General features: G+C 65.1%; 23 protein-coding genes. 16 read left to right on the top strand and 7 right to left on the bottom strand.

The genetic code is table 11. The features are described from left to right. The first annotated feature begins 5 nt into the window (after positions 1-5). The 6 genes from sufD (at position 6) to sufA (ending at position 4,352) form a co-directional block, all read left to right on the top strand. Positions 6-1,277 carry a Fe-S cluster assembly protein SufD gene (gene sufD, locus D8676_RS15190; protein WP_121581922.1) on the top strand — a complete coding sequence of 424 codons (1,272 nt, stop codon included), beginning with the start codon at positions 6-8 and terminating at the stop codon, positions 1,275-1,277. An 89-nt stretch (positions 1,278-1,366) separates the two neighbouring features. Further along, positions 1,367-2,608 carry a cysteine desulfurase gene (locus tag D8676_RS15185; protein ID WP_121581921.1) on the top strand — a complete coding sequence of 414 codons (1,242 nt, stop codon included), beginning with the start codon at positions 1,367-1,369 and terminating at the stop codon, positions 2,606-2,608. Between the two features lie 5 nt (positions 2,609-2,613). Further along, the gene (locus D8676_RS15180; RefSeq protein ID WP_245426828.1) at positions 2,614-3,036 is read left to right on the top strand and encodes an SUF system Fe-S cluster assembly protein; all 423 of its coding nucleotides are present in this window, start codon (positions 2,614-2,616) and stop codon (positions 3,034-3,036) included. A 59-nt stretch (positions 3,037-3,095) separates the two neighbouring features. Beyond that, the gene (locus D8676_RS15175; RefSeq protein ID WP_121581919.1) at positions 3,096-3,575 is read left to right on the top strand and encodes a DUF4375 domain-containing protein; all 480 of its coding nucleotides are present in this window, start codon (positions 3,096-3,098) and stop codon (positions 3,573-3,575) included. A gap of 20 nt (positions 3,576-3,595) precedes the next feature. Then, positions 3,596-3,916: a hypothetical protein gene (locus D8676_RS15170; RefSeq protein WP_121581918.1), complete on the top strand. Its 321-nt coding sequence runs from the start codon at positions 3,596-3,598 to the stop codon at positions 3,914-3,916. 49 nt (positions 3,917-3,965) lie between these two features. Then, positions 3,966-4,352: a Fe-S cluster assembly scaffold SufA gene (sufA, locus tag D8676_RS15165; protein WP_121581917.1), complete on the top strand. Its 387-nt coding sequence runs from the start codon at positions 3,966-3,968 to the stop codon at positions 4,350-4,352. 165 nt (positions 4,353-4,517) lie between these two features. Here sufA and D8676_RS15160 read toward each other — a convergent pair whose 3' ends face one another. Next, positions 4,518-5,015, bottom strand: a complete 498-nt coding sequence (locus D8676_RS15160) for a GFA family protein (protein WP_121581916.1) — start codon at positions 5,013-5,015, stop codon at positions 4,518-4,520. 94 nt (positions 5,016-5,109) lie between these two features. On the opposite strand from D8676_RS15160, the gene D8676_RS15155 reads away from it, so the two are divergent. Next, positions 5,110-5,433: a TfoX/Sxy family protein gene (locus tag D8676_RS15155; RefSeq protein ID WP_121582078.1), complete on the top strand. Its 324-nt coding sequence runs from the start codon at positions 5,110-5,112 to the stop codon at positions 5,431-5,433. A 61-nt stretch (positions 5,434-5,494) separates the two neighbouring features. Here D8676_RS15155 and D8676_RS15150 read toward each other — a convergent pair whose 3' ends face one another. Then, positions 5,495-6,412, bottom strand: coding sequence for a pseudouridine-5'-phosphate glycosidase (locus tag D8676_RS15150; protein WP_121581915.1), 918 nt, complete (start codon positions 6,410-6,412; stop codon positions 5,495-5,497). After that, positions 6,409-7,371: a carbohydrate kinase family protein gene (locus D8676_RS15145; protein WP_121581914.1), complete on the bottom strand. Its 963-nt coding sequence runs from the start codon at positions 7,369-7,371 to the stop codon at positions 6,409-6,411. The genes D8676_RS15150 and D8676_RS15145 overlap by 4 nt, the downstream gene beginning before the upstream one ends. A gap of 284 nt (positions 7,372-7,655) precedes the next feature. Between D8676_RS15145 and recA the strand changes: the two genes are divergently transcribed. The 3 genes from recA (at position 7,656) to D8676_RS15130 (ending at position 12,788) form a co-directional block, all read left to right on the top strand. Beyond that, positions 7,656-8,750, top strand: a complete 1,095-nt coding sequence (gene recA, locus D8676_RS15140) for a recombinase RecA (RefSeq protein WP_121581913.1) — start codon at positions 7,656-7,658, stop codon at positions 8,748-8,750. 1,060 nt (positions 8,751-9,810) lie between these two features. After that, the gene (gene alaS, locus D8676_RS15135) at positions 9,811-12,483 is read left to right on the top strand and encodes an alanine--tRNA ligase (RefSeq protein WP_121582077.1); all 2,673 of its coding nucleotides are present in this window, start codon (positions 9,811-9,813) and stop codon (positions 12,481-12,483) included. Between the two features lie 20 nt (positions 12,484-12,503). After that, positions 12,504-12,788 (top strand): TfoX/Sxy family protein, encoded by a 285-nt coding sequence (locus D8676_RS15130; RefSeq protein WP_121581912.1) that lies wholly within the window; start codon positions 12,504-12,506, stop codon positions 12,786-12,788. On the opposite strand, the gene D8676_RS15125 is transcribed toward D8676_RS15130, so the two are convergent. Then, positions 12,789-14,003 (bottom strand): NADP-dependent isocitrate dehydrogenase, encoded by a 1,215-nt coding sequence (locus D8676_RS15125; protein ID WP_121581911.1) that lies wholly within the window; start codon positions 14,001-14,003, stop codon positions 12,789-12,791. A gap of 251 nt (positions 14,004-14,254) precedes the next feature. On the opposite strand from D8676_RS15125, the gene D8676_RS15120 reads away from it, so the two are divergent. After that, complete coding sequence (locus D8676_RS15120; protein ID WP_121581910.1) at positions 14,255-14,569, top strand: hypothetical protein; 315 nt, start codon at positions 14,255-14,257, stop codon at positions 14,567-14,569. Between the two features lie 69 nt (positions 14,570-14,638). On the opposite strand, the gene D8676_RS15115 is transcribed toward D8676_RS15120, so the two are convergent. Both D8676_RS15115 and D8676_RS15110 read right to left on the bottom strand, forming a co-directional pair. Continuing rightward, a complete protein-coding gene (locus D8676_RS15115; RefSeq protein ID WP_121581909.1) occupies positions 14,639-16,642 on the bottom strand; it encodes a PhoX family phosphatase in 2,004 nt (667 codons plus the stop codon). 156 nt (positions 16,643-16,798) lie between these two features. Continuing rightward, positions 16,799-17,152 carry a TfoX/Sxy family protein gene (locus tag D8676_RS15110; RefSeq protein WP_210210728.1) on the bottom strand — a complete coding sequence of 118 codons (354 nt, stop codon included), beginning with the start codon at positions 17,150-17,152 and terminating at the stop codon, positions 16,799-16,801. A gap of 84 nt (positions 17,153-17,236) precedes the next feature. Between D8676_RS15110 and D8676_RS15105 the strand changes: the two genes are divergently transcribed. Beyond that, complete coding sequence (locus D8676_RS15105) at positions 17,237-18,115, top strand: RNA methyltransferase (protein WP_121581907.1); 879 nt, start codon at positions 17,237-17,239, stop codon at positions 18,113-18,115. Beyond that, on the top strand, positions 18,108-18,923 hold the full coding sequence (gene murI, locus D8676_RS15100) for a glutamate racemase (protein WP_121581906.1): 816 nt from the start codon (positions 18,108-18,110) through the stop codon (positions 18,921-18,923). The genes D8676_RS15105 and murI overlap by 8 nt, the downstream gene beginning before the upstream one ends. Here murI and D8676_RS15095 read toward each other — a convergent pair. Next, positions 18,913-19,638 (bottom strand): DUF4336 domain-containing protein, encoded by a 726-nt coding sequence (locus D8676_RS15095; RefSeq protein WP_121581905.1) that lies wholly within the window; start codon positions 19,636-19,638, stop codon positions 18,913-18,915. The genes murI and D8676_RS15095 overlap by 11 nt on opposite strands. A 78-nt stretch (positions 19,639-19,716) precedes the next feature. On the opposite strand from D8676_RS15095, the gene D8676_RS15090 reads away from it, so the two are divergent. The 3 genes from D8676_RS15090 to D8676_RS15080 all read left to right on the top strand — a co-directional run bounded on the left by D8676_RS15090 (position 19,717) and on the right by D8676_RS15080 (position 21,751). Then, entirely contained in the window at positions 19,717-19,905 is a 189-nt protein-coding gene (locus tag D8676_RS15090; RefSeq protein ID WP_121581904.1) for a DUF3008 family protein, read from the top strand. Positions 19,906-20,128: 223 nt separating this feature from the next. Continuing rightward, positions 20,129-20,746 (top strand): 30S ribosomal protein S4, encoded by a 618-nt coding sequence (gene rpsD, locus D8676_RS15085; protein WP_121581903.1) that lies wholly within the window; start codon positions 20,129-20,131, stop codon positions 20,744-20,746. Between the two features lie 75 nt (positions 20,747-20,821). Further along, positions 20,822-21,751, top strand: a complete 930-nt coding sequence (locus D8676_RS15080; protein WP_121581902.1) for a glutaminase — start codon at positions 20,822-20,824, stop codon at positions 21,749-21,751.

Below are 21,751 nucleotides of genomic sequence, written 5' to 3'. Positions count from 1 at the left end.
AGCGAATGAACATCCACGCTGTACCCCAGCTCACGCCGGCCGAGACCGCCCTGGTCGACGCCTTCGGCGAACGCCTGTCGCTGCTTCCCGGCGACGGCGCCGTCATGGTCAAGCGCGATGACGCGATAGAGCAGGTCAAGACCGGCCTGCCGACCAAGCGCGTTGAGTCCTGGCATTATACGGACCTGCGCCGGCTGCTGACCTCTGTGCCGGCCTTCGACGAGACGGCGAAGGCCGAGGCCGTCGCGCCCGTGCTGGAAGGTTCGGCCGTGTTTTCGGTGCTGAACGGTCGCTCCTCGGAGAAGACCGCCAAGGTCGAGGGCGTCACCGTCACGCGCGTGGCCGACAAGCTCACCGACGGCAGCTTCGCGCCGGCGCTCGAGCCGCGCGGCTCCGACGACGCGGTCGGCGCGCTGAATACCGCTTTCGTGGCGGACGGTTATTTTCTTGATATCGCCGAGGGCGTCGAGCTTTCCCAGCCGATCGAGCTGCAGAACGTCCAGGCCGGCGGCCAGACGCATGTGCGGCTGCCGGTGCGCGTCGGCAACGGAGCCAAGGCCGTCATCGTCGAGCGCCAGACCGGAACGGGCGATGCCTTCGTCAGCTCGGTCGCCAATGTGACCGTCGGCGACGGCGCCGAACTCACCTGGCTGATCGTGCAGGAGCAGCCCGACGCGGCGGCCACGCATCTCGGCCAGTTCAACGCCTGGATCGGCAAGGATGCTAAGCTCGTCGTGTTCGTCATGAACGCCGGCGGCAAGCTGGTGCGCCAGGAGATCAATGTCGCGGCCAAGGGCGAGGGCTCGACCTTCACGCTGCGCGGCATCAATCTTCTTGCCGGCGATACCCATACCGACGTGACCATGGTGCTCGACCATGCCGTGCCGCACACCGAGTCCACGGAAGTCATCCGCAACGTGGTCACCGGCAAGGCGCGCGGCGTCTTCCAGGGCCGCATCAACGTGCACCAGTACGCGCAGAAGACCGACGCGAAGATGGCGTGCAACACGCTGCTTCTCTCCGACGATGGCGAGTTCTCCACCAAGCCGGAACTCGAGATCTTCGCCGACGACGTGCAGTGCGGCCACGGCGCGACCGTCACCGAGATCGACCGCAACCATCTCTTCTACTTGATGGCGCGCGGCATAGAGGAGAAGACCGCGCGCGGCCTTCTCGTGAAAGCCTTCGTCGCCGAGGTCATCGAGGAACTTGAGGACGAGGCCATTGTCGACGCCTTGGAAGGCCGGCTCGACAAGTGGTTCGCCGAACATGGGTGAGAAGCAAATAGCGAATAGGGAGTAGCGAATAGGGTGGCATAGCGGTCGCGATCTATTCGCTATTTGCTATTCGCTATTCGCCGGAAAACATGGACCAGAAAATCTCCACCACCCCCTACGACGTCGAGGCGATCCGCCGCGATTTCCCGATCCTGTCGCGGGAAGTCTACGGCAAGCCGCTGGTCTATCTCGACAACGGCGCGTCGGCGCAGAAGCCGCAGGTGGTTCTGGACGCTATCCAGCACGCCTATGCCAGCGATTACGCCAACGTGCATCGCGGCCTGCATTTTCTCTCCAACGCCTCGACCGACGCCTATGAGAAGGCGCGCGAGACGGTGCGCCGTTTCCTCAACGCGCCGAGCACGGACAACATCGTCTTTACCTCGAACACGACCGCCGCTATCAACACCGTCGCCTACGGTTTCGGCATGCCCAACATCGGGGAGGGCGACGAGATCGTCATCTCCATCATGGAGCATCACTCCAACATCGTGCCCTGGCACTTCATCAGGGAGCGGCAGGGCGCCAGGCTGGTCTGGGTGCCGGTCGACGACCAGGGCGCGTTCCACATCGAGGAATTCGAAAAGCGGCTGACCGATCGCACCAAGCTCGTCGCCATCACGCAGATGTCGAATGCGCTCGGCACGGTGACGCCGATCAAGGAGATCGTCGAGATCGCCCACAAGCGGAACATTCCCGTGCTGGTCGACGGCAGCCAGAGCGCCGTGCACATGCCGATCGACGTGCAGGAACTCGGCTGCGATTTCTTCGTCTTCACCGGCCACAAGGTCTACGGCCCCTCCGGCATCGGCGTCCTCTACGGCAAGAGCGAGATGCTGGAGCGCATGCGCCCCTTCATGGGCGGTGGCGAGATGATCGAGGAAGTGACCGAGGAAAACGTCACCTACAACGCCCCGCCGCACCGTTTCGAGGCCGGCACGCCGCCGATCGTGCAGGCGATCGGGCTGGGCGCTGCGCTCGATTACATGGAGACGGTCGGCCGCGAGCGTATCGCAGCCCACGAGGCCGATCTCAAGGACTACGCGCATGAGCGGCTGCGCTCGATCAACTCGCTGCGCATCTTCGGCGACGCGCCCGGCAAGGGCGCCATCGTCTCCTTCGAGCTGCAGGGCATCCATGCGCACGACGTGTCGATGGTCATCGACCGGCAGGGTGTCGCGGTCCGCGCCGGAACCCATTGCGCCCAGCCTCTGTTGAAACGGTTCGGCGTTACATCCACATGCAGGGCGAGCTTCGGCATGTATAATACGCGCGCCGAGGTGGATGCGCTGGTCGAGGCGCTGGAAAAAGCGCGGAAATTCTTCGGGTGATGGCTATGGAAGAGGTTAAGACCACGACCGAAACGGCAGACGCTTCAGCAGGCCTCCCGGCCGAAGCCTCGGCTCCGGCGGAAGCCGCCCCTGCGCAGGCTTCGGCTATCCCCGCCGACGAGCTGGCGCGGCTCACCGACGACATCGTCTCGGCGCTGAAGACCGTCTATGACCCGGAAATCCCTGCCGACATCTACGAGCTCGGTCTGATCTACAAGATCGACATCGAGGACGACCGCACCATCAAGATCCAGATGACGCTGACCGCGCCCGGTTGCCCGGTCGCCGGCGAGATGCCGGGCTGGGTGCAGAACGCCGTCGGCGCGGTGGAAGGCGTCTCCGACGTCGAGGTCGACATGGTCTTCGACCCGCCCTGGACCCCCGACCGCATGTCCGAAGAGGCCCAGGTCGCGGTGGGGTGGTATTGAGAAGGGCTGCCTGCGCCGCCGCATTGACGGTGTTGGTTGTGGTTGCTCCGGAAAAACCGATGGCGACAGAGAAACTGGACACCGAGCTGTCTGGTGGCGCTCAACTCTTTGATAAATACAAGGACGAGTTTTGGGCTGCGCTCGAACACCGTCCGCTCTACGATGCTTTGATCCAGCGTTTGCCTGCAAACGTACCGGAGGTTGTCGCCGCTTGGTGGCTCACAGCTGAAGTCGAAAACGGTGGCTTCAATCAGTACTTCGACAATTCCTATGGTGCGATGATCGACGAGGCCATACGCGGTCTCGAAATGACCGGGCAAGCTAAGTTCGCGGCTTCAGCCCGCTCAGCAAAGGACGAGTTCGGCGGCGAGGTGCCGTTTGACCGGGACGAGCGTATGCTCCAGGTCGAGGCTATCTGCGATAAGAACGACCGATGCTGGGGCGCCGCCCAGGCAATGTACTATTCCGTCACCAATGACGAATGGGCTCGCTATAGAGACCGGGCTGACGAGTTCGCAAAGGCGCTTTTGAACAGATAGCTGTTGATACTCGAAGTCAAATGAAGCTCGCTCCCAGAATTGTGCTGCAACTGCCGCTTGGTAATCCGGATGCTCTTGGTCCATTTGTCGAGGACTGCCTGCGCCACGGCGTGGTGCTGATCGCGGTCGTCGGGGAGAATGCGGCTGCAGTAGAAGACTTGATAGACGATTTTGTCATAGGCGATGGTTCCGATCGGAGCCGCTTCATAGTCACCACCCAACACGAGGGCGAGACGCTGGAGGATGTGATGGAGTTTGCCGCAACCTTCAATGCCAGGAGTGAAGCTCGTACGGCTTTAGCCTGTGCTGCTTGCATCGGGCCAAAAACTTCACCATTTTAAGGGATGAATCATCCGGCAGGCCTTTAACCTGCATGGCTTGGAGAATGACATGGGACGCTTCGCCGTCATTTCGATGACCGACGCTGCCGCCGAGCGCGTCAACGAGATCGTCGCTGCCCGCGACAATGCCAGGGGCGTGCGCCTTGGCATCAAGAAGGGCGGCTGTGCCGGTATGGAATATACGGTCGACCTCGTCACCGAGCCGAAAACCGGCGACGACCACGTCGAGAAGAACGGCGCGCAGGTCTGGGTCGCGCCCGAGGCGGCTCTCTTCCTGCTCGGCACCGAGATGGATTTCGAGAAGACGACGCTGCGCACCGGCTTCACCTTCCGCAACCCCAATCAGAGCTCCGCCTGCGGCTGCGGCGAATCCGTCGAGCTGAAGCCAGCCGACCTCAAGGCGCTCGCCGAAGCCCGCGCCGCCAGCGCGGCGTAGCGCTGATTTCCCTCCCCCTTGAGGGGAGGGTGGCCCGAAGGGCCGGGTGGGGTAGCCGGAGGCAGCACGCGACGTTTTCTTTGCGCCCCACGCTTCATAATTACCCCGCCCGCCTCGCTTCGCTCGGCACGCTTTCCGCGATGGGGAGGGAAAGCGTCGCTGCTTTCACTCCACCCACATCTTCGTGCGCTTGTGCCAGTCGGCGATCGATTCGTCCGGATAGGCGTCGAACGTCTTGTCGCCCTTGCGGATGTCGGGCTCCACCCAAGACGCCTTGTATTTCAGCATGATGTGGACACGCTCCCTAGGTTTCGGCAGCTCGCTGTCGATCGCCGAGGCGAAGGGATGCACCAGCTCCGGCCAGGTCGGATCGTAGAGCCACAGCGCCGAGCCGCATTTCTTGCAAAAATTGCGTTCGCCGGTCGACACCTCGCAGCGCGTCCGCTCGTCGTCCTCGATCTCGGCCCGGTAGACCCCGATCGCGCGCTTGCCCTTCACCTTCAGCGTCTCGTAGACGCCGCCGAGGTTGATCGCGTAACCGCCGCCGCCCTGCTGCTTGCGGCAGATCGAGCAGTAGCAGAGCATGAACGGTGCGGGCGTGTGGCTTTCGACCTCGAAACCGACCGCGCCGCAGCGGCAGGACCCTTTGAGCAGAACCGGCATTTTCGAGCACGACCTCCGTTGGTGTCAGGAGGATATGGGTTTCCACTGTCCCCCGGCAATGACAGTCGCCATCCCTGCTGACATACTCCTGCCCATGGACGCCGACGCGATATCCGATCTGTTCTCCGGCCTGGGGCCTGTCTCGATCCGCCGCATGTTCGGCGGCAAGGGCATCTATTTCGACGGCGTCATCATCGCGGTGGAACTGCGCGGCGAACTCATGCTGAAGGGCGACGCCGTCGTTGCGCCCGACTACGAGGCAGCCGGCGGCAGGCGATGGACCTATGTGCATTCGCGCCACGGCAAAACGGTCGCCATGCCCTACTGGTCGTTGCCCGACGGCGCCGCCGACAGCGCCGACGAGATGACGCCCTGGGCGAGGAAAGCCTATGAGGCAGGCCGGCGGGCCGGGAAGTAGAACCGTCGTCATTTCGGGGTAGCGCAGCGGAACCCGGAATCAGGATCACCGGCACTGGAACCTAAAGCGCCTTGGCGATCCTCGCAGCGAGCCGCGCATTGTTCTCGACCAGCGCGATGTTGGTCTTCAGGCTCGCGCCGTCGGTGAGCTCGAGGATTTTCGCGAGCAGGAACGGCGTCACCGCCTTGCCGGCGACCCTCTGCTCCTGCGCCGCCCGATACGCCACCTCGATATAACCGGCCATTTCGCCGGCCGGTATTTCGTCGCTCTCGGGAACCGGATTAGCGATCAGCATGCCGCCGCCGAGCCCCAGCGCCTTCCTGGCCGCGAACAGCCGCGCGATGGCTTTCGGATCGTCGACCCGGAGCGGCGCGCGGTAGGGGGATTCGCGCGACCAGAAGGCGGGCATCACGTCCGAGCCGGCGGCCACGACCGGCACGCCGCGCGTCTCCAGCACCTCCAGCGTCTTCTCGATGTCGAGGATCGCCTTCGCGCCCGCCGACACCACGATGACGGGCGTGCGCGCCAGTTCGTCGAGGTCGGCGGAGACGTCGAAGCTCTCCTCCGCGCCCTTGTGCACGCCGCCGATGCCGCCGGTGGCGAAAACGCGGATGCCGGCCATGTGCGCGCAGATCATCGTCGCCGCGACCGTCGTGCCGCCGGTGCGACCCTCGGCGACGGCGTAGGCGAGGTCGGCGCGGGACAGTTTCATCGGGCCGGTCGCCACCGCCAGCGCTTCCCGCTCGCCGTCGGAAAGGCCGATCTTGATGCGTCCGCCGACCACGGCGATCGTGGCGGGCGTCGCGCCTTCCCCGAGGATGATCTTCTCGACATTGGCCGCCATCACGCTGTTCTGCGGATAGGGCATGCCATGCGTGATGATCGTGCTTTCGAGCGCGACGACCGGTCGGCCGGCCGCAAGCGCCGTGGCCACGGCGGGCAGGACATCGACATAGGGGCGGGCGGTTTCTGGCGTCATGGCTGTGCTCCCGCTCTCATTTGCCTTTCCGCCGCTTCGGACACAAGAGCCAATGCCTCGGCGAACGCCTGTTTCGAAAGCGCCGGCACCGAAGCCGGGTTCTCGACCGCGAGCAGGGCGGCCGCCATGCCTTCGAGCAACGCTTTGCCGAACGGCGTCCCGCCGAGCAGCGCGACCGTCATCGCGCCGGCCAGCGCATCGCCGGCGCCGGTGACGTCGGCCACCTTTCGCGGCGCGGGCGGTGGCACCGCCGTGATCCCGATGGCGTCGAAGCCGACCACCGGGTCGCCGCCCTGAGTGATGACGCCGCGCGGAAGGCCGAGCATCCGCAGCCTGTCGACGATCGCCTCGACCGGATCTTCGACGCCCAAGCCGGCGAGCGCCGCCGCCTCGCGCCGGTTCATGTAGAGGCAGGCGAGCGCGGGCAGGATTTCCGCGAGCCGCACCGCTTTCGCCGGCGAGATGGCGATCGCGAAAAGCGGCTTGCCTTCGGCGAGGGAAGCCAGCCGCTGTAGCCCGACGGCCGGGATGTTGGCGTCGCAGAGCACGGCGTCGGCGGCCGCAATCTCCTCGCGCAGTTTCGCCCGCCTGAGCTGTTTGGGGAAGGCCGTCTCGTAGAGCTGCATGTCGGCCAGCGCCGCCACCACGTCGCCATCCCGGTCGAGCAGCGCGGTGTAGCTCGGGGTCGCGCGGTCGAGGAACACCGCGGAGAGGTCGAGGATGCCCGCCTCGGCGATCGCCAGCCCGACAGCGCCGCCGGCGGCGTCGCCGCCGCGCAAAGAGATCATCGCGCCTTCCGCGCCGCGCTGGACGGCGCTGCGCAGCGCATTGAAGGCGCCGCCGCCGACGTCCTCGCGCATCGTGCCGGGGATCGAGGCGCCCGGCACGAAGGTGCCGGTCATCTGGCCGCGCCGGTCGACATGCGCGCCGCCGATCGCGAGGATTCTGGAAGCTCTCATCCGATGCCTGCGACGTTGCAAATCGCCTGGACATTAGGGTGCGGGATGGGTGAGAGGCAACCGCGCCGATCCGAATCAGCGGCGGCGTCGCGGCCGCCGCTGCGGTCTTGTTATGAAGTTCTATGGACGTGGATAGTTTGCCGCACGGGAACGAAACTGTAACAAATCCTATTAAGCGAATTCAGTCAGTTAGATAGCGCCTCTTGCAAAATAGGAACAAAACGAGTACACATGTTGTGACGCAGAGAAGTTCCGGCCTTCATTGAGGAGCAAGGGGTGATATCATGGCGCAAAATTCATTGCGGCTCGTAGAGGACAATACGGTGGACAAAACAAAGGCTCTGGATGCCGCGCTTTCACAGATCGAGCGTGCCTTCGGCAAGGGTTCGATCATGCGGCTCGGCCAGAACGAGCAGGTGGTCGAGATCGGGACTGTCTCGACCGGCTCGCTGGGGCTCGACATCGCGCTCGGCGTCGGCGGCCTGCCGCGCGGCCGCATCATCGAGATTTACGGGCCGGAAAGCTCGGGCAAGACAACGCTGGCGCTGCACACGGTCGCCGAGGCACAGAAGAAGGGCGGCATCTGCGCCTTCGTCGACGCCGAACACGCGCTCGACCCGGTCTATGCCCGCAAGCTCGGCGTCGACCTCGAGAACCTCTTGATCTCGCAGCCCGACACGGGCGAGCAGGCGCTGGAGATCTGCGACACGCTGGTGCGCTCCGGCGCGATCGACGTGCTCGTGGTCGACTCGGTCGCCGCGCTCACCCCGCGCGCCGAAATCGAAGGCGAGATGGGCGATTCGTTGCCGGGCCTGCAGGCCCGCCTGATGAGCCAGGCGCTCAGGAAGCTGACTGCATCGATCTCGCGCTCCAACACGATGGTCATCTTCATCAACCAGATTCGCATGAAGATCGGTGTCATGTTCGGCTCGCCCGAGACCACCACGGGCGGCAACGCGCTGAAATTCTATGCGTCGGTGCGTCTCGACATCCGCCGCATCGGCTCGGTCAAGGACCGCGACGAGGTGGTCGGCAACCAGACCCGCGTCAAGGTGGTGAAGAACAAGCTGGCGCCGCCCTTCAAGCAGGTCGAGTTCGACATCATGTATGGCGAGGGCGTGTCGAAGACCGGCGAACTGGTCGACCTCGGCGTCAAGGCCGGCGTGGTCGAGAAGTCGGGCGCCTGGTTCTCCTACAATTCGCAGCGCCTCGGCCAGGGCCGCGAGAATGCCAAGACGTTCCTGCGCGACAATCCCGACACGGCGCGCGAGATCGAGCTGGCGCTCAGGCAGAATGCCGGCCTGATCGCCGAGAAATTCCTCGAGAACGGCTCGCGCGAAGATTTCGACGAGGACGACGCTGCGGCCGGCGGCATGTGACGCCGACGGTAATCGATGCATGACGGACCGCCGGCTTCTGCCGGCGGTTTTGTTTTGGCTGACGGGAAGCCGTGCCCCGTGACCTTCGCCGCTCGCGGTGCCTGTTCCCGGGGGATGGGGAGGCACGGCCATAGCAGCGCTTTGCCTCTCCCCGCTTGCGGGGAGAGGATGGCAGGGCGGCGCAGGCATCTCCTCATCTGGCTCCCGTGAAAAGATTTCTGCCCTCAAAAATCTTTTGTCCCACTGAAATCAATAGCTTGTACGATTTCTGCTCGCGGTCCCCGGCCGGTTCATTCACAACCCGCTGACCTCCCACATAATCCTTGCATCGCTCTCGCGGGAACCCGGGTCATGGACCGGATGACGGGGAGGGCGGCGGTGACCTCCCACCCGTGGAAGCGGTTCCACGGTCCCGAGGGCGCCCGACAGGCCGGCATGCCCGGCGGAGGCGGCCAGATTATCGGTCGGCTCTGCGACGGAGGCAGACGGAGCACCGTACGTCCCGGACCACTGGAGTATCTCGTGGCCGACAGGACGTGTGCCCGGCCGAAGGTGGCGACAGACACCGGACGGGGGCGGAGGCCCAAAGCCTTCCGCCGCCTGACGCCAAGGGGTCAGGCTGGGTCGAGCGACCACCCACATTAAAACTAGACTGGTGGTCACGACCCTCCCGTCTTCCCGACTTCTTTCAACGGCCAGATCGGAAACGAGGCGTGGCGATGATGAAACGCGCCGGTACCCCTCCCCCTTGAGGGGAGGGTGGACAACCGCCGGAGGCGGTTGGACGGGTGGGGTCGCCGGCGAAGTGCTCAGCGCAAGAAGACGCAGAGGGGGGATCTATGAATCGCGGTACACAAGAAAACCGCCGGAGCGCTGCATCCTCCGACCCCACCCGGCTCGCCCTCGCTACGCTCGGGCTCACCGACCTCCCTCAAGGGGGAGGTGGACGCCGGCGCCACTCAGCTCCATCCGAGTTTCTGGACAGCTATAGGAGCGGCCGCTAAAAGGCCTGAACTTGAATTTCCCGGCCGATCCGGCCGGTGCACCAGAAGGCAACCGCATGAGTGGCGTAAACGAGATCAGGTCGACATTCCTCGACTATTTCAGGAAGCACGGACACGAGGTCGTCGCCTCGAGCCCGCTGGTGCCGCGCAACGATCCGACGCTGATGTTCACCAATGCCGGCATGGTGCAGTTCAAGAACGTCTTCACCGGGCTGGAGCAGCGTTCCTATTCGCGCGCCACCACCGCGCAGAAGAGCGTGCGCGCCGGCGGCAAGCACAACGACCTCGACAATGTCGGCTACACCGCGCGCCATCTCACCTTCTTCGAGATGCTCGGCAACTTCTCCTTCGGCGACTATTTCAAGGAACGGGCCATCGAGCTCGCCTGGAACCTGATCACCAGGGATTTCGGGCTGAAGAAGGACAAGCTGCTCGTCACGGTCTACCATACGGACGACGACGCCGCCGCGCTCTGGAAGAAGATCGCCGGCTTTTCAGACGACCGCATCATCCGCATCCCGACCTCTGACAATTTCTGGGCGATGGGCGATACCGGTCCGTGCGGTCCGTGCTCGGAGATATTCATCGATCGCGGCGAGCACATCTGGGGCGGCCCTCCCGGCAGCCCGGAGGAGGACGGCGACCGCTTCCTGGAGTTCTGGAACCTCGTCTTCATGCAGTACGAGCAGGTGACGAAGGAGGAGCGCATCGATCTCCCGCGCCCTTCGATCGACACCGGCATGGGCCTGGAGCGCATGGCCTCCATCCTGCAGGGCGTGGACAGCGTCTTCGAGACCGATCTTTTCCGCCATCTGATCGACTTCACCGCTTCCGCGCTCGGCCGCGGTCCCGATGCCGATACAGTGGCGTCGTTCCGGGTCATAGCCGACCATCTGCGCTCCTCCGCCTTCCTGGTCGCCGACGGCGTCCTGCCTTCGAATGAGGGGCGCGGCTACGTGCTTCGCCGCATCATGCGACGCGCCATGCGCCATGGGCAGTTGCTCGGCGCATCCGAGCCGCTGATGTGGAAGCTGGTGCCGGCCCTGATCCGCGAGATGGGCCAGGCCTATCCGGAGCTGGTGCGCGGCGAGGCGCTCATCACCGAGACGCTGAAGCTGGAGGAGACGCGGTTCCGCAAGACGCTGTCGCGCGGGCTTGGCCTGCTGGAGGACGCGGCTGCGGGGCTCAAGGCCGGCGACATGCTCGACGGCGAGACGGCGTTCAAGCTCTACGACACCTACGGCTTCCCGCTCGACCTGACCCAGGATGCGCTGCGCCAGCGCGAGATTTCGGTCAACCTCGATGGCTTCCAGGACGCGATGGAGCGCCAGAAGGCCGAAGCCCGCAAGAGCTGGGCCGGTTCCGGCGAGGCGGCGACGGAGACAGTCTGGTTCCCCGTTCGCGAGAAGGCCGGCGCGACCGAGTTCCTCGGCTACGAGACGGAAGTTGCCGAAGGCATAGTGCTGTCCCTGGTGAAGGCCGGCGCCGTCGTCGACACCGCCGAGACGGGCGAAGCGGTCGCCGTGGTCGTCAACCAGACGCCGTTCTACGGCGAGTCCGGCGGCCAGATGGGCGACACCGGAACCATCTCGGGCGAAGGTTTTTCGATCGACGTGACCGACACGCAGAAGAAGGCCGACGGCCTTTTCGTGCACTACGGCAAGGTCACGAAAGGCTCGGTGAAGGTGGGAGCCGCCGTCGAACTGAAGGTCGACCATGCGCGCCGCACGCGGCTGCGTTCCAACCACTCCGCCACGCACCTGATCCACGAGGCGCTGCGCGAGGTGCTGGGCACCCATGTCGCGCAGAAGGGGTCGCTGGTCGCGCCCGAGCGCCTGCGTTTCGACATCTCGCACAACAAGCCGATCTCCAATGAAGAGCTCGAGGAAGTCGAGCGCATGGCCAACGAGATCGTCGTGCAGAACAGCCCGGTCACCACGCGTCTGATGTCGGTCGACGATGCCATCGCCGAGGGCGCGATGGCGCTGTTCGGCGAGAAGTACGGCGACGAGGTGCGTGTCGTCTCGATGGGCACCGGCCTGCACGGCGCCAAGGCCAACCGGCCCTATTCGGTCGAGCTCTGCGGCGGCACCCATGTGAGGTCGACCGGCGATATCGGCCTGGTGCGCATCGTGTCGGACGGCGCGGTCGCGGCCGGCGTGCGCCGCATCGAGGCGCTGACCGGCGAGGCTGCGCGAAGGCATCTCGACGAGCAGGACCGCCGCCTGAAATCGGTCGCGGCGACGCTGAAGGTCGCGCCGGGCGACGTGCCCGCGCGGGTGGAAGCTCTGCTCGATGAGCGCAAGAAGCTGGAGCGCGAGCTGTCGGACGCCCGCAAGAAGCTGGCGCTTGGCGGCGGCGCGCCCGCCGGCGGCGACGGCACCACGGAGAAGGAAACCGTGGCCGGCGTCGGCTTCCTCGGCAAGTCGGTCACCGGCGTTGCACCGAAGGATCTGAAGTCGCTTGCCGACGCCGGCAAGACGTCTCTGGTTTCCGGCGTCGTTGTCTTCGTCGGCGCAGGCGAGGACGGGAAGGCGAGCGTCGTCGTCGGCGTCACCGACGATCTGACCAAGCGCTTCAGCGCCGTCGATCTGGTGCGCACCGCATCCGCCGCGCTCGGCGGTCAGGGCGGCGGCGGCCGTCCCGACATGGCCCAGGCCGGCGGTCCGGATGCGACCAGGGCGGCCGATGCCATTGCGGCGGTCAGGGCGGCCCTCGAAGCGGCCTGACGCAACCCCTGGGGCAGCCAATGCCGGACCGGCTCGACGATCTGAAGAATCTCGGGCCGGCGACCGTCCGGATGCTGGCCGAAATCGACGTGAAGACGGCAGCCGAGCTACGGCAGCTTGGTGCGGTCGAAACCTGGCGGCGGCTGAAATTCCGGTTCGGCTCGCACGTCACGCTGAACGCGCTCTACGCCCTGGAGGCCGCGCTGCAGGGCCGTCACTGGCTCGACCTGTCGCCAGTGGAGAAGGCAGCGCTGAAAGCCAGCGCGGGGCAGGCGGGGGAACAAGCCCCCGCCCTGAAAGCCTGATCAGGCGGTCATCGCCTTCTTGAGGTTCTCGTCGATCTTGTCGAGGAAGCCGGTGGTCGACAGCCACGGCTGGTCGGGACCGATCAGCAGCGACAGGTCCTTGGTCATGAAGCCGGACTCGACCGTCTGGATGCAGACCTTCTCCAGCGTGTCGGCGAACTTCTTGAGCTCGGCATTGTTGTCGAGCTTGGCGCGATGCGCGAGCCCGCGCGTCCAGGCGAAGATCGAGGCGATCGAGTTGGTCGAGGTCTCCTCGCCCTTCTGGTGCTGGCGGTAGTGGCGGGTGACGGTACCGTGCGCGGCCTCGGCCTCGACCGTCTTGCCGTCCGGCGTCATCAGCACCGAGGTCATCAGGCCGAGCGAGCCAAAGCCTTGCGCGACCGTATCGGACTGCACGTCGCCGTCATAGTTCTTGCAGGCCCAGACGTAGCCGCCCGACCACTTCAGGCTGGAGGCCACCATGTCGTCGATCAGGCGGTGCTCGTACCAGATCTTCTTTTCCTTGAACTGCGCCTCGAACTCCTGCTCGTAAACTTCCTGGAAGATGTCCTTGAAGCGGCCGTCATAGACCTTGAGGATGGTGTTCTTGGTCGACAGATAGACCGGGTAGTTGCGCAGCAGGCCGTAGTTCAGCGAGGCGCGCGCGAATTCGCGGATCGAGTCATCGAGATTGTACATCGCCATCGCGACACCCGCCGACGGTGCGTCGAACACTTCGTGCTCGATCGTCTTGCCGTCCTCGCCGACGAACTTGATCGAGAGCTTGCCCTTGCCGGGGAATTTGAAGTCGGTGGCGCGGTACTGGTCGCCATAGGCGTGGCGGCCGACGATGATCGGCTGCGTCCAGCCCGGCACGAGGCGCGGCACGTTCTTCATGATGATCGGCTCGCGGAAGATGGTGCCGCCGAGGATGTTGCGGATCGTGCCGTTGGGCGACTTCCACATCTTCTTCAGCTTGAATTCCTCGACGCGCGCCTCGTCGGGGGTGATGGTGGCGCATTTCACGCCGACGCCGTATTTCTTGATAGCATTTGCCGCGTCGATCGTGACCTGGTCTTCGGTGGCGTCGCGGTGCTCGACGCCGAGGTCGTAATATTTGAGGTCGATGTCGAGATAGGGGTGGATCAGCTTGTCCTTGATGAACTGCCAGATGATGCGGGTCATCTCGTCGCCGTCGAGCTCGACGACAGGATTGTCCACCTTGATCTTCGCCATTCTATGCCTCGTTCGGGAGTTGGGCCAAAGCGCCCGTGGGATTGGGAATGCGGCCCCTATAGCACCCGATGCGAGGAAGGCAAAGCGGCCGGCGGTGCCTGAAACGGTGGCCATCGGCCGCCGACGAATAAGCATCCCTCCGTAGCGGCGCGCAGTGGCTGCGACGATGATTTTTCAACTGTGCGGAGGGAATAAGCGCTGGGGGCGGCCGTTCTCTCCGGCATATCTCCTAGCGAAGGGACCAGCCAGCCATGCCGACCAAGCCGATCATTTCCGCGCCGCTTGCATTTTCGATGCTTGCAGCTCTCGCCTGCACGCCCGCCGCGGCACAGGACCAACCCGAACTGGATCGACGCGTCGAGGAACAGATCGGCGTCAAGCTGCCGCTGCCCGACCGGCCCGTGTTCGCCGGGGGGCGGCTCGTCTGGAAGGATTATCAGCTTGCCGATCTCTGCCTGGAGCTAGGCGGCGATTTTTCCAAGCTGCCGGGCAAGGCGATCTATCTCTGCCGCCATGAGACATTCGCCTCGATGAGCGCGCTCTCCATTCAGGCCGGGGAACAATAGTCCCAACCTGCCCGCCTGAAGCAACAGCGCGGGAAGCCGCGCCGTTGCCCGTGACTGCGACAAGCCGGCTCAGGCGCCGATCTTGCCGCCGCCCTGCCTGGTGATCGCCACGACGGCCGGACGCACCGGAACGTCGTCCTTGAAATCGGGCCAGCGGGTCGACAGGTCCTCGTAGTAGGAGGGGCGGCCGAATGGCTCCCAGTCGTCGCCGCCGTCGCCCGGATGCTGGACGGCCACGAACAGCGACTGGTCGTCGGGCGTGAAGGTCGGGCCGCAGAGTTCGGCGCCGACCGGCACGCGATAGAACAGCTTCGACGTGGCGCGCGCATCGCCTTCGGTATCGACCGCCCACAGGCCGTCAGTGCGGCCGGTGGCCTTGGGATTGTTGCCGTCCGTCGAGACCCAGAGCCGGCCCGCCGCGTCGATGGCGCAGTTGTCAGGCATGCCGAACCAGCCGTTCCTGGTCGTTTCGGTCGAGAAGGTGGCGCCAACCTCCGCGACCGAGGGATCGCCGCATTGCAGCAGCACTTCCCACTTGCCTGACGTTGCCGCGAAGTCGCCGTCCGCCTCGGCGATCTCGATGATGTGGCCGAAGGCGTTGTCCGCGCGCGGATTGGCAGGCTCGACCTGATCCGCCTGGCGCTTGGTATTGTTGGTGAGCATGACATAGACGCGACCGTTGACCGGGTTGGGCTGGACGTCCTCGGGGCGGTCCATCTTGGTCGCGCCGAGCAGGTCGGCCGCCTTGCGTGTCTCGATGACGATGTCGGCCTGGCTGGCGAAGCCGTTCTCGGCGGTGAGCTGCCCCTCGCCGTGGACGAGCGGCAGCCATTCGATGGTGCCGTCCGCGGCGAAGCGGGCAACGTAGAGCGTGCCTTCGTCGAGCAGGTTCATGTTGGCGGCGCGGTCGTTGGCGTTGAAGGTGCCGGCGGTGACGAATTTGTAGACGTAGTCGAAGCGCTCGTCGTCGCCGAGATAGAAGACCACGCGGCCATCCTTCGAGACGATCGATTCCGCTCCCTCATGTTTGGTGCGGCCGAGCGCGCTGCGCTTTTTCGGCACCGAGTTGGCGTCTAGGGGATCGACCTCGACGATCCAGCCGAAGCGGTTCGGCTCGTTAGGCTCCTTGGAAAGATCGAAGCGATCGTAAAAGCGGCCCCATTCATAGGTCGCGTCCGGCACGCCGAGACGCTCGTAGTTGGCTGTTTCCTTGTGGCCGGCCTGCAATTCGCCAATGAAATAACCGTGGAAATTCTCCTCGGCCATGATGTAGGTGCCCCAGGGCGTCACGCCGCCGGCGCAGTTGTTGACCGTGCCGAGAACCTTGCTGCCGGTCTGGTCGGCGCCGGTCTTCAGGCGCTCGCTGCCGGCCGCAGGGCCGGTAATTTCCATTTCGGTCGTCGCGGTGATGCGGCGGTTGTAGGGCGAGTCCTTCACCAATTGCCACTTGCCGTCGACCTTGCGGATCTCGGCGATCGTGCCGCCATGTGCGGCCATCTCGATGTCGACGCGGTTCTTGTCGGCGGGCGCGACCTCGGCCTTGCCCTCCACGATGGTGACGATGCCCGGGAACATCAGGTGTTCGTTGGTATATTCGTGATTGACCACGAGCAGGCCGTGCTCGGCGGGATTTGCCGCATCTGGCAACGGGATGTAGCCGACGAAATCGTTGTTGTAGCCGAACTGCTTGCTCTGGCTTTCGGCGCTCTGCTCGGTCGGGTCGAACTCGGGAGCGTCGGGGAAGAGAGGGTCGCCCCAGCGCAGCAGTACGTCGGCGTCGTAGCCGGTCGCGACGTGATGGTTCTCGTCAACGCCCGCCTCGACCTCTCCGAAGGTGAAGGCCGACGCACCGGCGGCGCGCGCGCTCTCGGCGGTCAGGAGAGCAGCGGGCGCGACGGTCGCCGAGATGGCGGAAACGGCAAGCGCGCCCTTGAGCAGGTCGCGGCGCGAGAAGCGGATGGCGATGATTTCGCCCATGGTGGGATTTGCAGTGGGATTGTGCGCCGGGCCGTCCGCTTCCTCGAGAAGGCTGGTTCTGAAACCGGAGGCGGCAACAGGGGGGTGTTCGGTCATGGTTCGATTGCTCCGTGACTGGTTGCGTGGCTGGGAACCAGTGACGGTCGTAGGCGGGGGCTGTAACAGCCATGTGAAGCAATCCACGCTGTCCCGGGAAAGGTTGGCCCGGCCAACGACATCAGGGGCAGGCTGGCCGTCGGGAAGGAGGGGACTTCAGGCGTTTTTTCGCCTGGACTCTTTCTCAGCCTTCGGCGGCAGCGCGCCAACGTAGGAAGTCGCCATGGCGATCCAGCCTTTCAGCGCCTTGTCGTCGAGCGCGCCTTGCGCAACGATGATGAACCCCTTCATCTCCCGGCCGGTGAAATTCATCCTGGAGGCGCCGGGTTTGGCGAGCGCAGCCTCCTCCTGCTCCTCGCCGACGCGAGCAAGCAGCGTCCCGTCCTTCATCGTGCCTACCAGCATGTTGCGGTTCAGTGTGAAGCAGATGCCGCCGAACATGCGGATCTCGCCGACATTGGGATCGCCGCCCAGCCTGGCCCTGATCCTTTCAGCAAGCTCGTTCGTCACGGCCAGCCTTTTGCCGAAACTTCATTTTCACGGCGGATTATGGCAGGGACGCGCAAAAGCCGCAAACGACAGTCACTTGGCGCCATGAACGATTCAGACAACAAGAAAGCAAGGCCGGCAGCTGGTCCGGCCATCATCCTGGTCGAGCCGCAGCTTGGGGAGAACATCGGCATGGTCGCGCGCGCCATGGCGAATTTCGGGCTGTCCGAGCTCAGGCTCGTCAATCCGCGCGACGGCTGGCCGAACGACAAGGCGCGGGCCGCGGCGAGCCGCGCCGACCACGTCATCGACGGCGTCAGGCTCTTTGACGATCTCGCTTCGGCCGTCGCCGATCTCAACTTCGTCTTCGCGACCACGGCGCGCGAGCGCGACGGCTTCAAGCCAGTGCGCGGTCCGGTCGAGGCGGGCAGGGCGCTGAAGTCGCGGGCAAGCGCCGGTGAGAAGACCGGCATCCTGTTCGGGCGCGAGCGCTTCGGCCTCTACAACGAGGAGGTAGCGCTCGCCGACGAGATCGTCACCTTCCCGGTCAATCCCGAATTCGCCTCGCTGAACATCGCGCAGGCGGTGCTGCTGATGTCCTATGAGTGGATGAAGTCGGGCCTGGAAAGCGAGACGGACACCAATTTCGCAGGCCCGGACGTGACGCCGGCCGAAAAACATCACGTCCACGGCCTGCTCGATCATCTGGAAGCGGCGCTCGATGCGCGCGGCTATTTCCGGCCGGCGACGAAGAAGCCGAAGATGCTCGACAATCTGCGCGCCGTGCTCACCCGCCCTGGCTTCACGGAGGCCGAGATAAAGGTGCTGCGCGGCGTCTTGGCCTCGCTCGACTATTTCTCGCCGAAGACCCCGCGCGGCCGGGGATACCCGGAACGCAAGGCCCGGTCCGACCGCGAGGCGCATGGTGAAGGCGATTATCGCCGCAAGCCCGCGCCGCAGGACAAGGAGCGCAGCGATGGCTGACCAGCCGGTCCTGATGTTCGATTCGGGCATAGGCGGGCTTACCGTGCTGCGCGAGGCGCGCGTGCTGATCCCGGACCGCCGCTTCGTCTATGTCGCCGACGACGCCGGTTTCCCCTATGGAGCCTGGGAGGAGCCCGCGCTGAGGGAGCGCATCCTGACCCTCTTTGCCGACCTGCTGGAGCGCTACGATCCCGAGATATCGGTGATCGCATGCAACACCGCCTCGACGCTGGTGATCGAGGCCTTGCGGGAGCGGTTTCCCGGCCATCCCTTTGTCGGCACCGTGCCAGCCATCAAGCCGGCGGCGGAACGGACACGCTCGGGCCTCGTCTCCGTGCTTGCGACGCCGGGCACGGTGAAGCGCCAGTATACGCGTGACCTGATCACGCAGTGGGCGTCGAGATGCCATGTCCGGCTTGTCGGCAGCGACAAGCTCGCCGCGCTCGCGGAAATCTACATGCGCGACGGTTTCGTCGACGAGGAGGCCGTGCGCGCCGAGATAGCGCCCTGCTTCATCGAGCAGGACGGGGCGCGCACCGACATCGTCGTGCTCGCCTGCACGCACTACCCGTTCCTGGCGAACCGCATGCGCAAGACAGCGCCCTGGCCGGTCGACTGGCTCGATCCCGCCGAGGCGATCGCCAGGCGGGCGCTGTCGCTGCTGGCAGCGCAGCGTGCGCCCGTTCTGCCCGCGGCGGCGGCTGAACGCGCCGATATCGCGGTCTTCACGTCAGGCAAGCCGGAATTCGCCACGAGCCGGCTGATGCAGGGGTTCGGCCTGACGGTCCGGCAGCCCGTCACCGCCTGACCCAGGCGAATGCCCGCGCCACGACGGCGGCGCCGTCTCGCGCGAACCATTGCCCATGCGCGATGACGACGCGCTCGGGCGCGCAGGCTAGCATCCAGTCGACGGTGCCGCGCATCCTGTCCATGCCGCGGAGGAAGGACAGGCGCAGGTCGAGCGGTGTCTTGCCGCTGGGCGCGAGCACGCCGCCGAGACGCGCCAGCGCCCGGGCAAACAGGCCGTGCAGACGCTCGCGCTCGAAGTTCTCGATGAGGTCGGCGAGGATCAGCGTCCGCGATGGCCTGTGGAAGAACACGACTTCCTCCAACGACCTCGATCCGCGCGCGATACGCTGGTCGATGCATGCAGCCCAGTCCGGCGGCGGCCGATCTTCCAGGTCGCGGTCGAACGGCACGGACGATCTTCGGCGCACGTCCGGCGAGGCCCAGGTGACCGCGTCCGGAAAGCGTGTTGCCCAGGCTCCGATGGAGACGTGATGGATCTTGTTGGGCGATACGAGGTGCCGCACCGGCCCCAGCCGCTCCACGGCGGTCACAAGTTCGGGAGCGGGCGCTATAGGTGAGTGGACCCAGACGCCGCCGTCCTCAAGGAGCACGACCGTCATGCGCGTCGGAAAGGGCATGCCGAACCACTGCAGCACCGGTCCGTCCGCGACCCAGATGCGCTCGCCGATCTCGACCAGCCGGTTCTGGGGTTGGTAGGCGTCATAACCGGCCATACTTCGCGTGGCTCCCGCTCGGAACCTGGCAATCGTCACGACGTTTGATTGGCAGTCAACCTGAAAGGGAGCTATGCAATGCCTGCCAAATCCCAAGTTCAGCAAAAGGCGGCCGGAGCGGCACTTTCGGCCAAACGGGGCGACACGAAGAAGAGCGAGCTGAAGGGCGCCTCTCGCGGCATGTACGAGTCGATGAGCGAGAAGCAACTCGAGGAATTCGCCGAGACCAAACGCAAGGGCCTGCCGAAGAAGACGCCGAAGCACTGACGCGTCGGCCTGCTGCAAGCGTTGACAATTCGCCGGCTTTGGCCTATCTCGCCGCCATCGCCGGGCAGCAATGCCCGGTGTTTTATTTGACGTGTCCCGTGGGTTTTTCCGCAAAGCGTGCGTGGGAAACCCTGTCAGGTCTCGAAAACGGAGGCCAGAGGAGGGCGCGTTTCCTTCACCCGGGGCATGGGCTTTCGGGTGCATCGTTTTGAAAGGGAATGCGATGAGCAAGCGCGAATCCGCGAAATACAAGATCGACCGCCGTCTCGGCGAAAACATCTGGGGCCGCCCGAAGTCCCCGGTCAACAAGCGCGAATACGGCCCCGGCCAGCACGGCCAGCGCCGCAAGGGCAAGCTGTCCGACTTCGGCCTGCAGCTGCGCGCCAAGCAGAAGCTGAAGGGTCACTACGGCGACGTTTCGGAAAAGCAGTTCCGCAAGATCTACGAGGAAGCCAACCGCCGCAAGGGCGACACTTCCGAGAACCTGATCGGCCTGCTGGAGTCGCGCCTCGACGCCATCGTCTATCGCGCCAAGTTCGTGCCGACCATTTTCGCCGCCCGCCAGTTCATCAACCACGGGCATGTGAACGTGAACGGCCGCCGCACCAACATCGGCTCGTATCGCTGCAAGGTCGGCGACGTGATCGAGGTGCGCGAGAAGTCGAAGCAGCTCGTCACCGTTCTGGAAGCGGTGCAGCTCGCAGAGCGCGACGTTCCTGACTACATCGAGGTCGATCACAACAAGATGGTCGCGACCTACAACCGCGTTCCCGGCCTCGCAGAAGTGCCCTTCGCGGTGCAGATGGAGCCGAACCTGGTGGTCGAGTTCTACTCGCGCTAATCGGGTTCAGCGCGCTGAATTTGTGAGAAAGCCGCCTCCGGGCGGCTTTTTCGTCTGTGGAATGGGAGATCGCTGATGGACGATCTGCAGACGCTGGTCAATGAGATCCACCAGGAGATCGCCGCGCGCACCGAGCGCGGCAAGGTCGCGGACTACATACCGCCGCTGGCCGAGGTCGATCCTGCCCATTTCGGCATAGCTGTCACCACAGTCGATGGGCAGGAGTTCGTGGCCGGCGACGCCGACACGCCCTTCTCGATCCAGAGCGTGTCCAAGGTGTTCACGCTGACGCTGGCCCTCGGCATGGTTGGCGACCGGCTTTGGAACCGGGTCGGCCGCGAGCCGTCCGGCACCCCCTTCAACTCGATCGTCCAGCTGGAGCGCGAAGAGGGCAAGCCGCGCAATCCCTTCATCAATGCCGGCGCCATCGCCGTGGCCGACGTGCTCCTGGCCGGGCACCAGCCGAAGGAGACGATCGGCGAGATCGTCCAGTTCGTCCGCTTCCTGGCGGGCGACGATTCCATCGTCATCGACCAGCGCGTCGCGCGCTCGGAGACCGAGACCGGTTTCCGCAACGTGGCGCTCGCGCAATTCATGCGCGCCTTCGGAAAGCTCGATCATCCGGCCGAGCATGTGCTGGGCGTCTATTTCCATCATTGTGCGCTTGCCATGACGTGCCGGCAGCTCTCGCGCGCCGGCCTGTTCCTCGCCGCCGGCGGGTACAATCCGGCGACGGGACGCTCGGTCGTTTCGCGCGGCAGGGCGCGGCGCATCAATGCGCTGATGTTGACCTGCGGCCATTATGACGGCTCGGGCGACTTCGCCTACCGGGTCGGTCTGCCAGGAAAAAGCGGCGTCGGCGGCGGCATACTGGTGGTCGCCCCCGGCAAGGCTTCCATCGCGGTGTGGTCGCCGGGTCTCAACGAAAACGGCAATTCGCTGCTCGGCTCGCAGGCGCTGGAGATGCTGGCGCAGCGCACCGGATGGTCTATCTTTGGCGCGTAA

Origin of the sequence: Mesorhizobium sp. YM1C-6-2 (genome assembly GCF_003666685.1) — a bacterium.
Lineage (GTDB): Bacteria > Pseudomonadota > Alphaproteobacteria > Rhizobiales > Rhizobiaceae > Mesorhizobium_K.
Note: the sequence above shows the minus strand (reverse complement) of the source record. Positions and strands in the feature narration are given on the sequence as shown.

Bases quoted from the DNA above. Each gene is read 5' to 3' on its own strand.
- recA (WP_121581913.1), top strand. From the start codon at position 7,656: ATGGCGCAAAATTCATTGCGGCTCGTAGAGGACAATACGGTGGACAAA.
- D8676_RS15160 (WP_121581916.1), bottom strand. From the start codon at position 5,015: ATGCCGGTTCTGCTCAAAGGGTCCTGCCGCTGCGGCGCGGTCGGTTTC.
- murI (WP_121581906.1), top strand. From the start codon at position 18,108: ATGGCTGACCAGCCGGTCCTGATGTTCGATTCGGGCATAGGCGGGCTT.
- D8676_RS15150 (WP_121581915.1), bottom strand. From the start codon at position 6,412: ATGACGCCAGAAACCGCCCGCCCCTATGTCGATGTCCTGCCCGCCGTG.
- D8676_RS15120 (WP_121581910.1), top strand. From the start codon at position 14,255: ATGCCGACCAAGCCGATCATTTCCGCGCCGCTTGCATTTTCGATGCTT.
- D8676_RS15115 (WP_121581909.1), bottom strand. From the start codon at position 16,642: ATGACCGAACACCCCCCTGTTGCCGCCTCCGGTTTCAGAACCAGCCTT.
- D8676_RS15090 (WP_121581904.1), top strand. From the start codon at position 19,717: ATGCCTGCCAAATCCCAAGTTCAGCAAAAGGCGGCCGGAGCGGCACTT.
- D8676_RS15175 (WP_121581919.1), top strand. From the start codon at position 3,096: ATGGCGACAGAGAAACTGGACACCGAGCTGTCTGGTGGCGCTCAACTC.
- D8676_RS15130 (WP_121581912.1), top strand. From the start codon at position 12,504: ATGCCGGACCGGCTCGACGATCTGAAGAATCTCGGGCCGGCGACCGTC.
- sufD (WP_121581922.1), top strand. From the start codon at position 6: ATGAACATCCACGCTGTACCCCAGCTCACGCCGGCCGAGACCGCCCTG.
- D8676_RS15180 (WP_245426828.1), top strand. From the start codon at position 2,614: ATGGAAGAGGTTAAGACCACGACCGAAACGGCAGACGCTTCAGCAGGC.
- alaS (WP_121582077.1), top strand. From the start codon at position 9,811: ATGAGTGGCGTAAACGAGATCAGGTCGACATTCCTCGACTATTTCAGG.
- D8676_RS15155 (WP_121582078.1), top strand. From the start codon at position 5,110: ATGGACGCCGACGCGATATCCGATCTGTTCTCCGGCCTGGGGCCTGTC.
- D8676_RS15145 (WP_121581914.1), bottom strand. From the start codon at position 7,371: ATGAGAGCTTCCAGAATCCTCGCGATCGGCGGCGCGCATGTCGACCGG.
- D8676_RS15170 (WP_121581918.1), top strand. From the start codon at position 3,596: ATGAAGCTCGCTCCCAGAATTGTGCTGCAACTGCCGCTTGGTAATCCG.
- D8676_RS15185 (WP_121581921.1), top strand. From the start codon at position 1,367: ATGGACCAGAAAATCTCCACCACCCCCTACGACGTCGAGGCGATCCGC.
- D8676_RS15105 (WP_121581907.1), top strand. From the start codon at position 17,237: ATGAACGATTCAGACAACAAGAAAGCAAGGCCGGCAGCTGGTCCGGCC.
- sufA (WP_121581917.1), top strand. From the start codon at position 3,966: ATGGGACGCTTCGCCGTCATTTCGATGACCGACGCTGCCGCCGAGCGC.
- D8676_RS15080 (WP_121581902.1), top strand. From the start codon at position 20,822: ATGGACGATCTGCAGACGCTGGTCAATGAGATCCACCAGGAGATCGCC.
- D8676_RS15125 (WP_121581911.1), bottom strand. From the start codon at position 14,003: ATGGCGAAGATCAAGGTGGACAATCCTGTCGTCGAGCTCGACGGCGAC.
- rpsD (WP_121581903.1), top strand. From the start codon at position 20,129: ATGAGCAAGCGCGAATCCGCGAAATACAAGATCGACCGCCGTCTCGGC.
- D8676_RS15095 (WP_121581905.1), bottom strand. From the start codon at position 19,638: ATGGCCGGTTATGACGCCTACCAACCCCAGAACCGGCTGGTCGAGATC.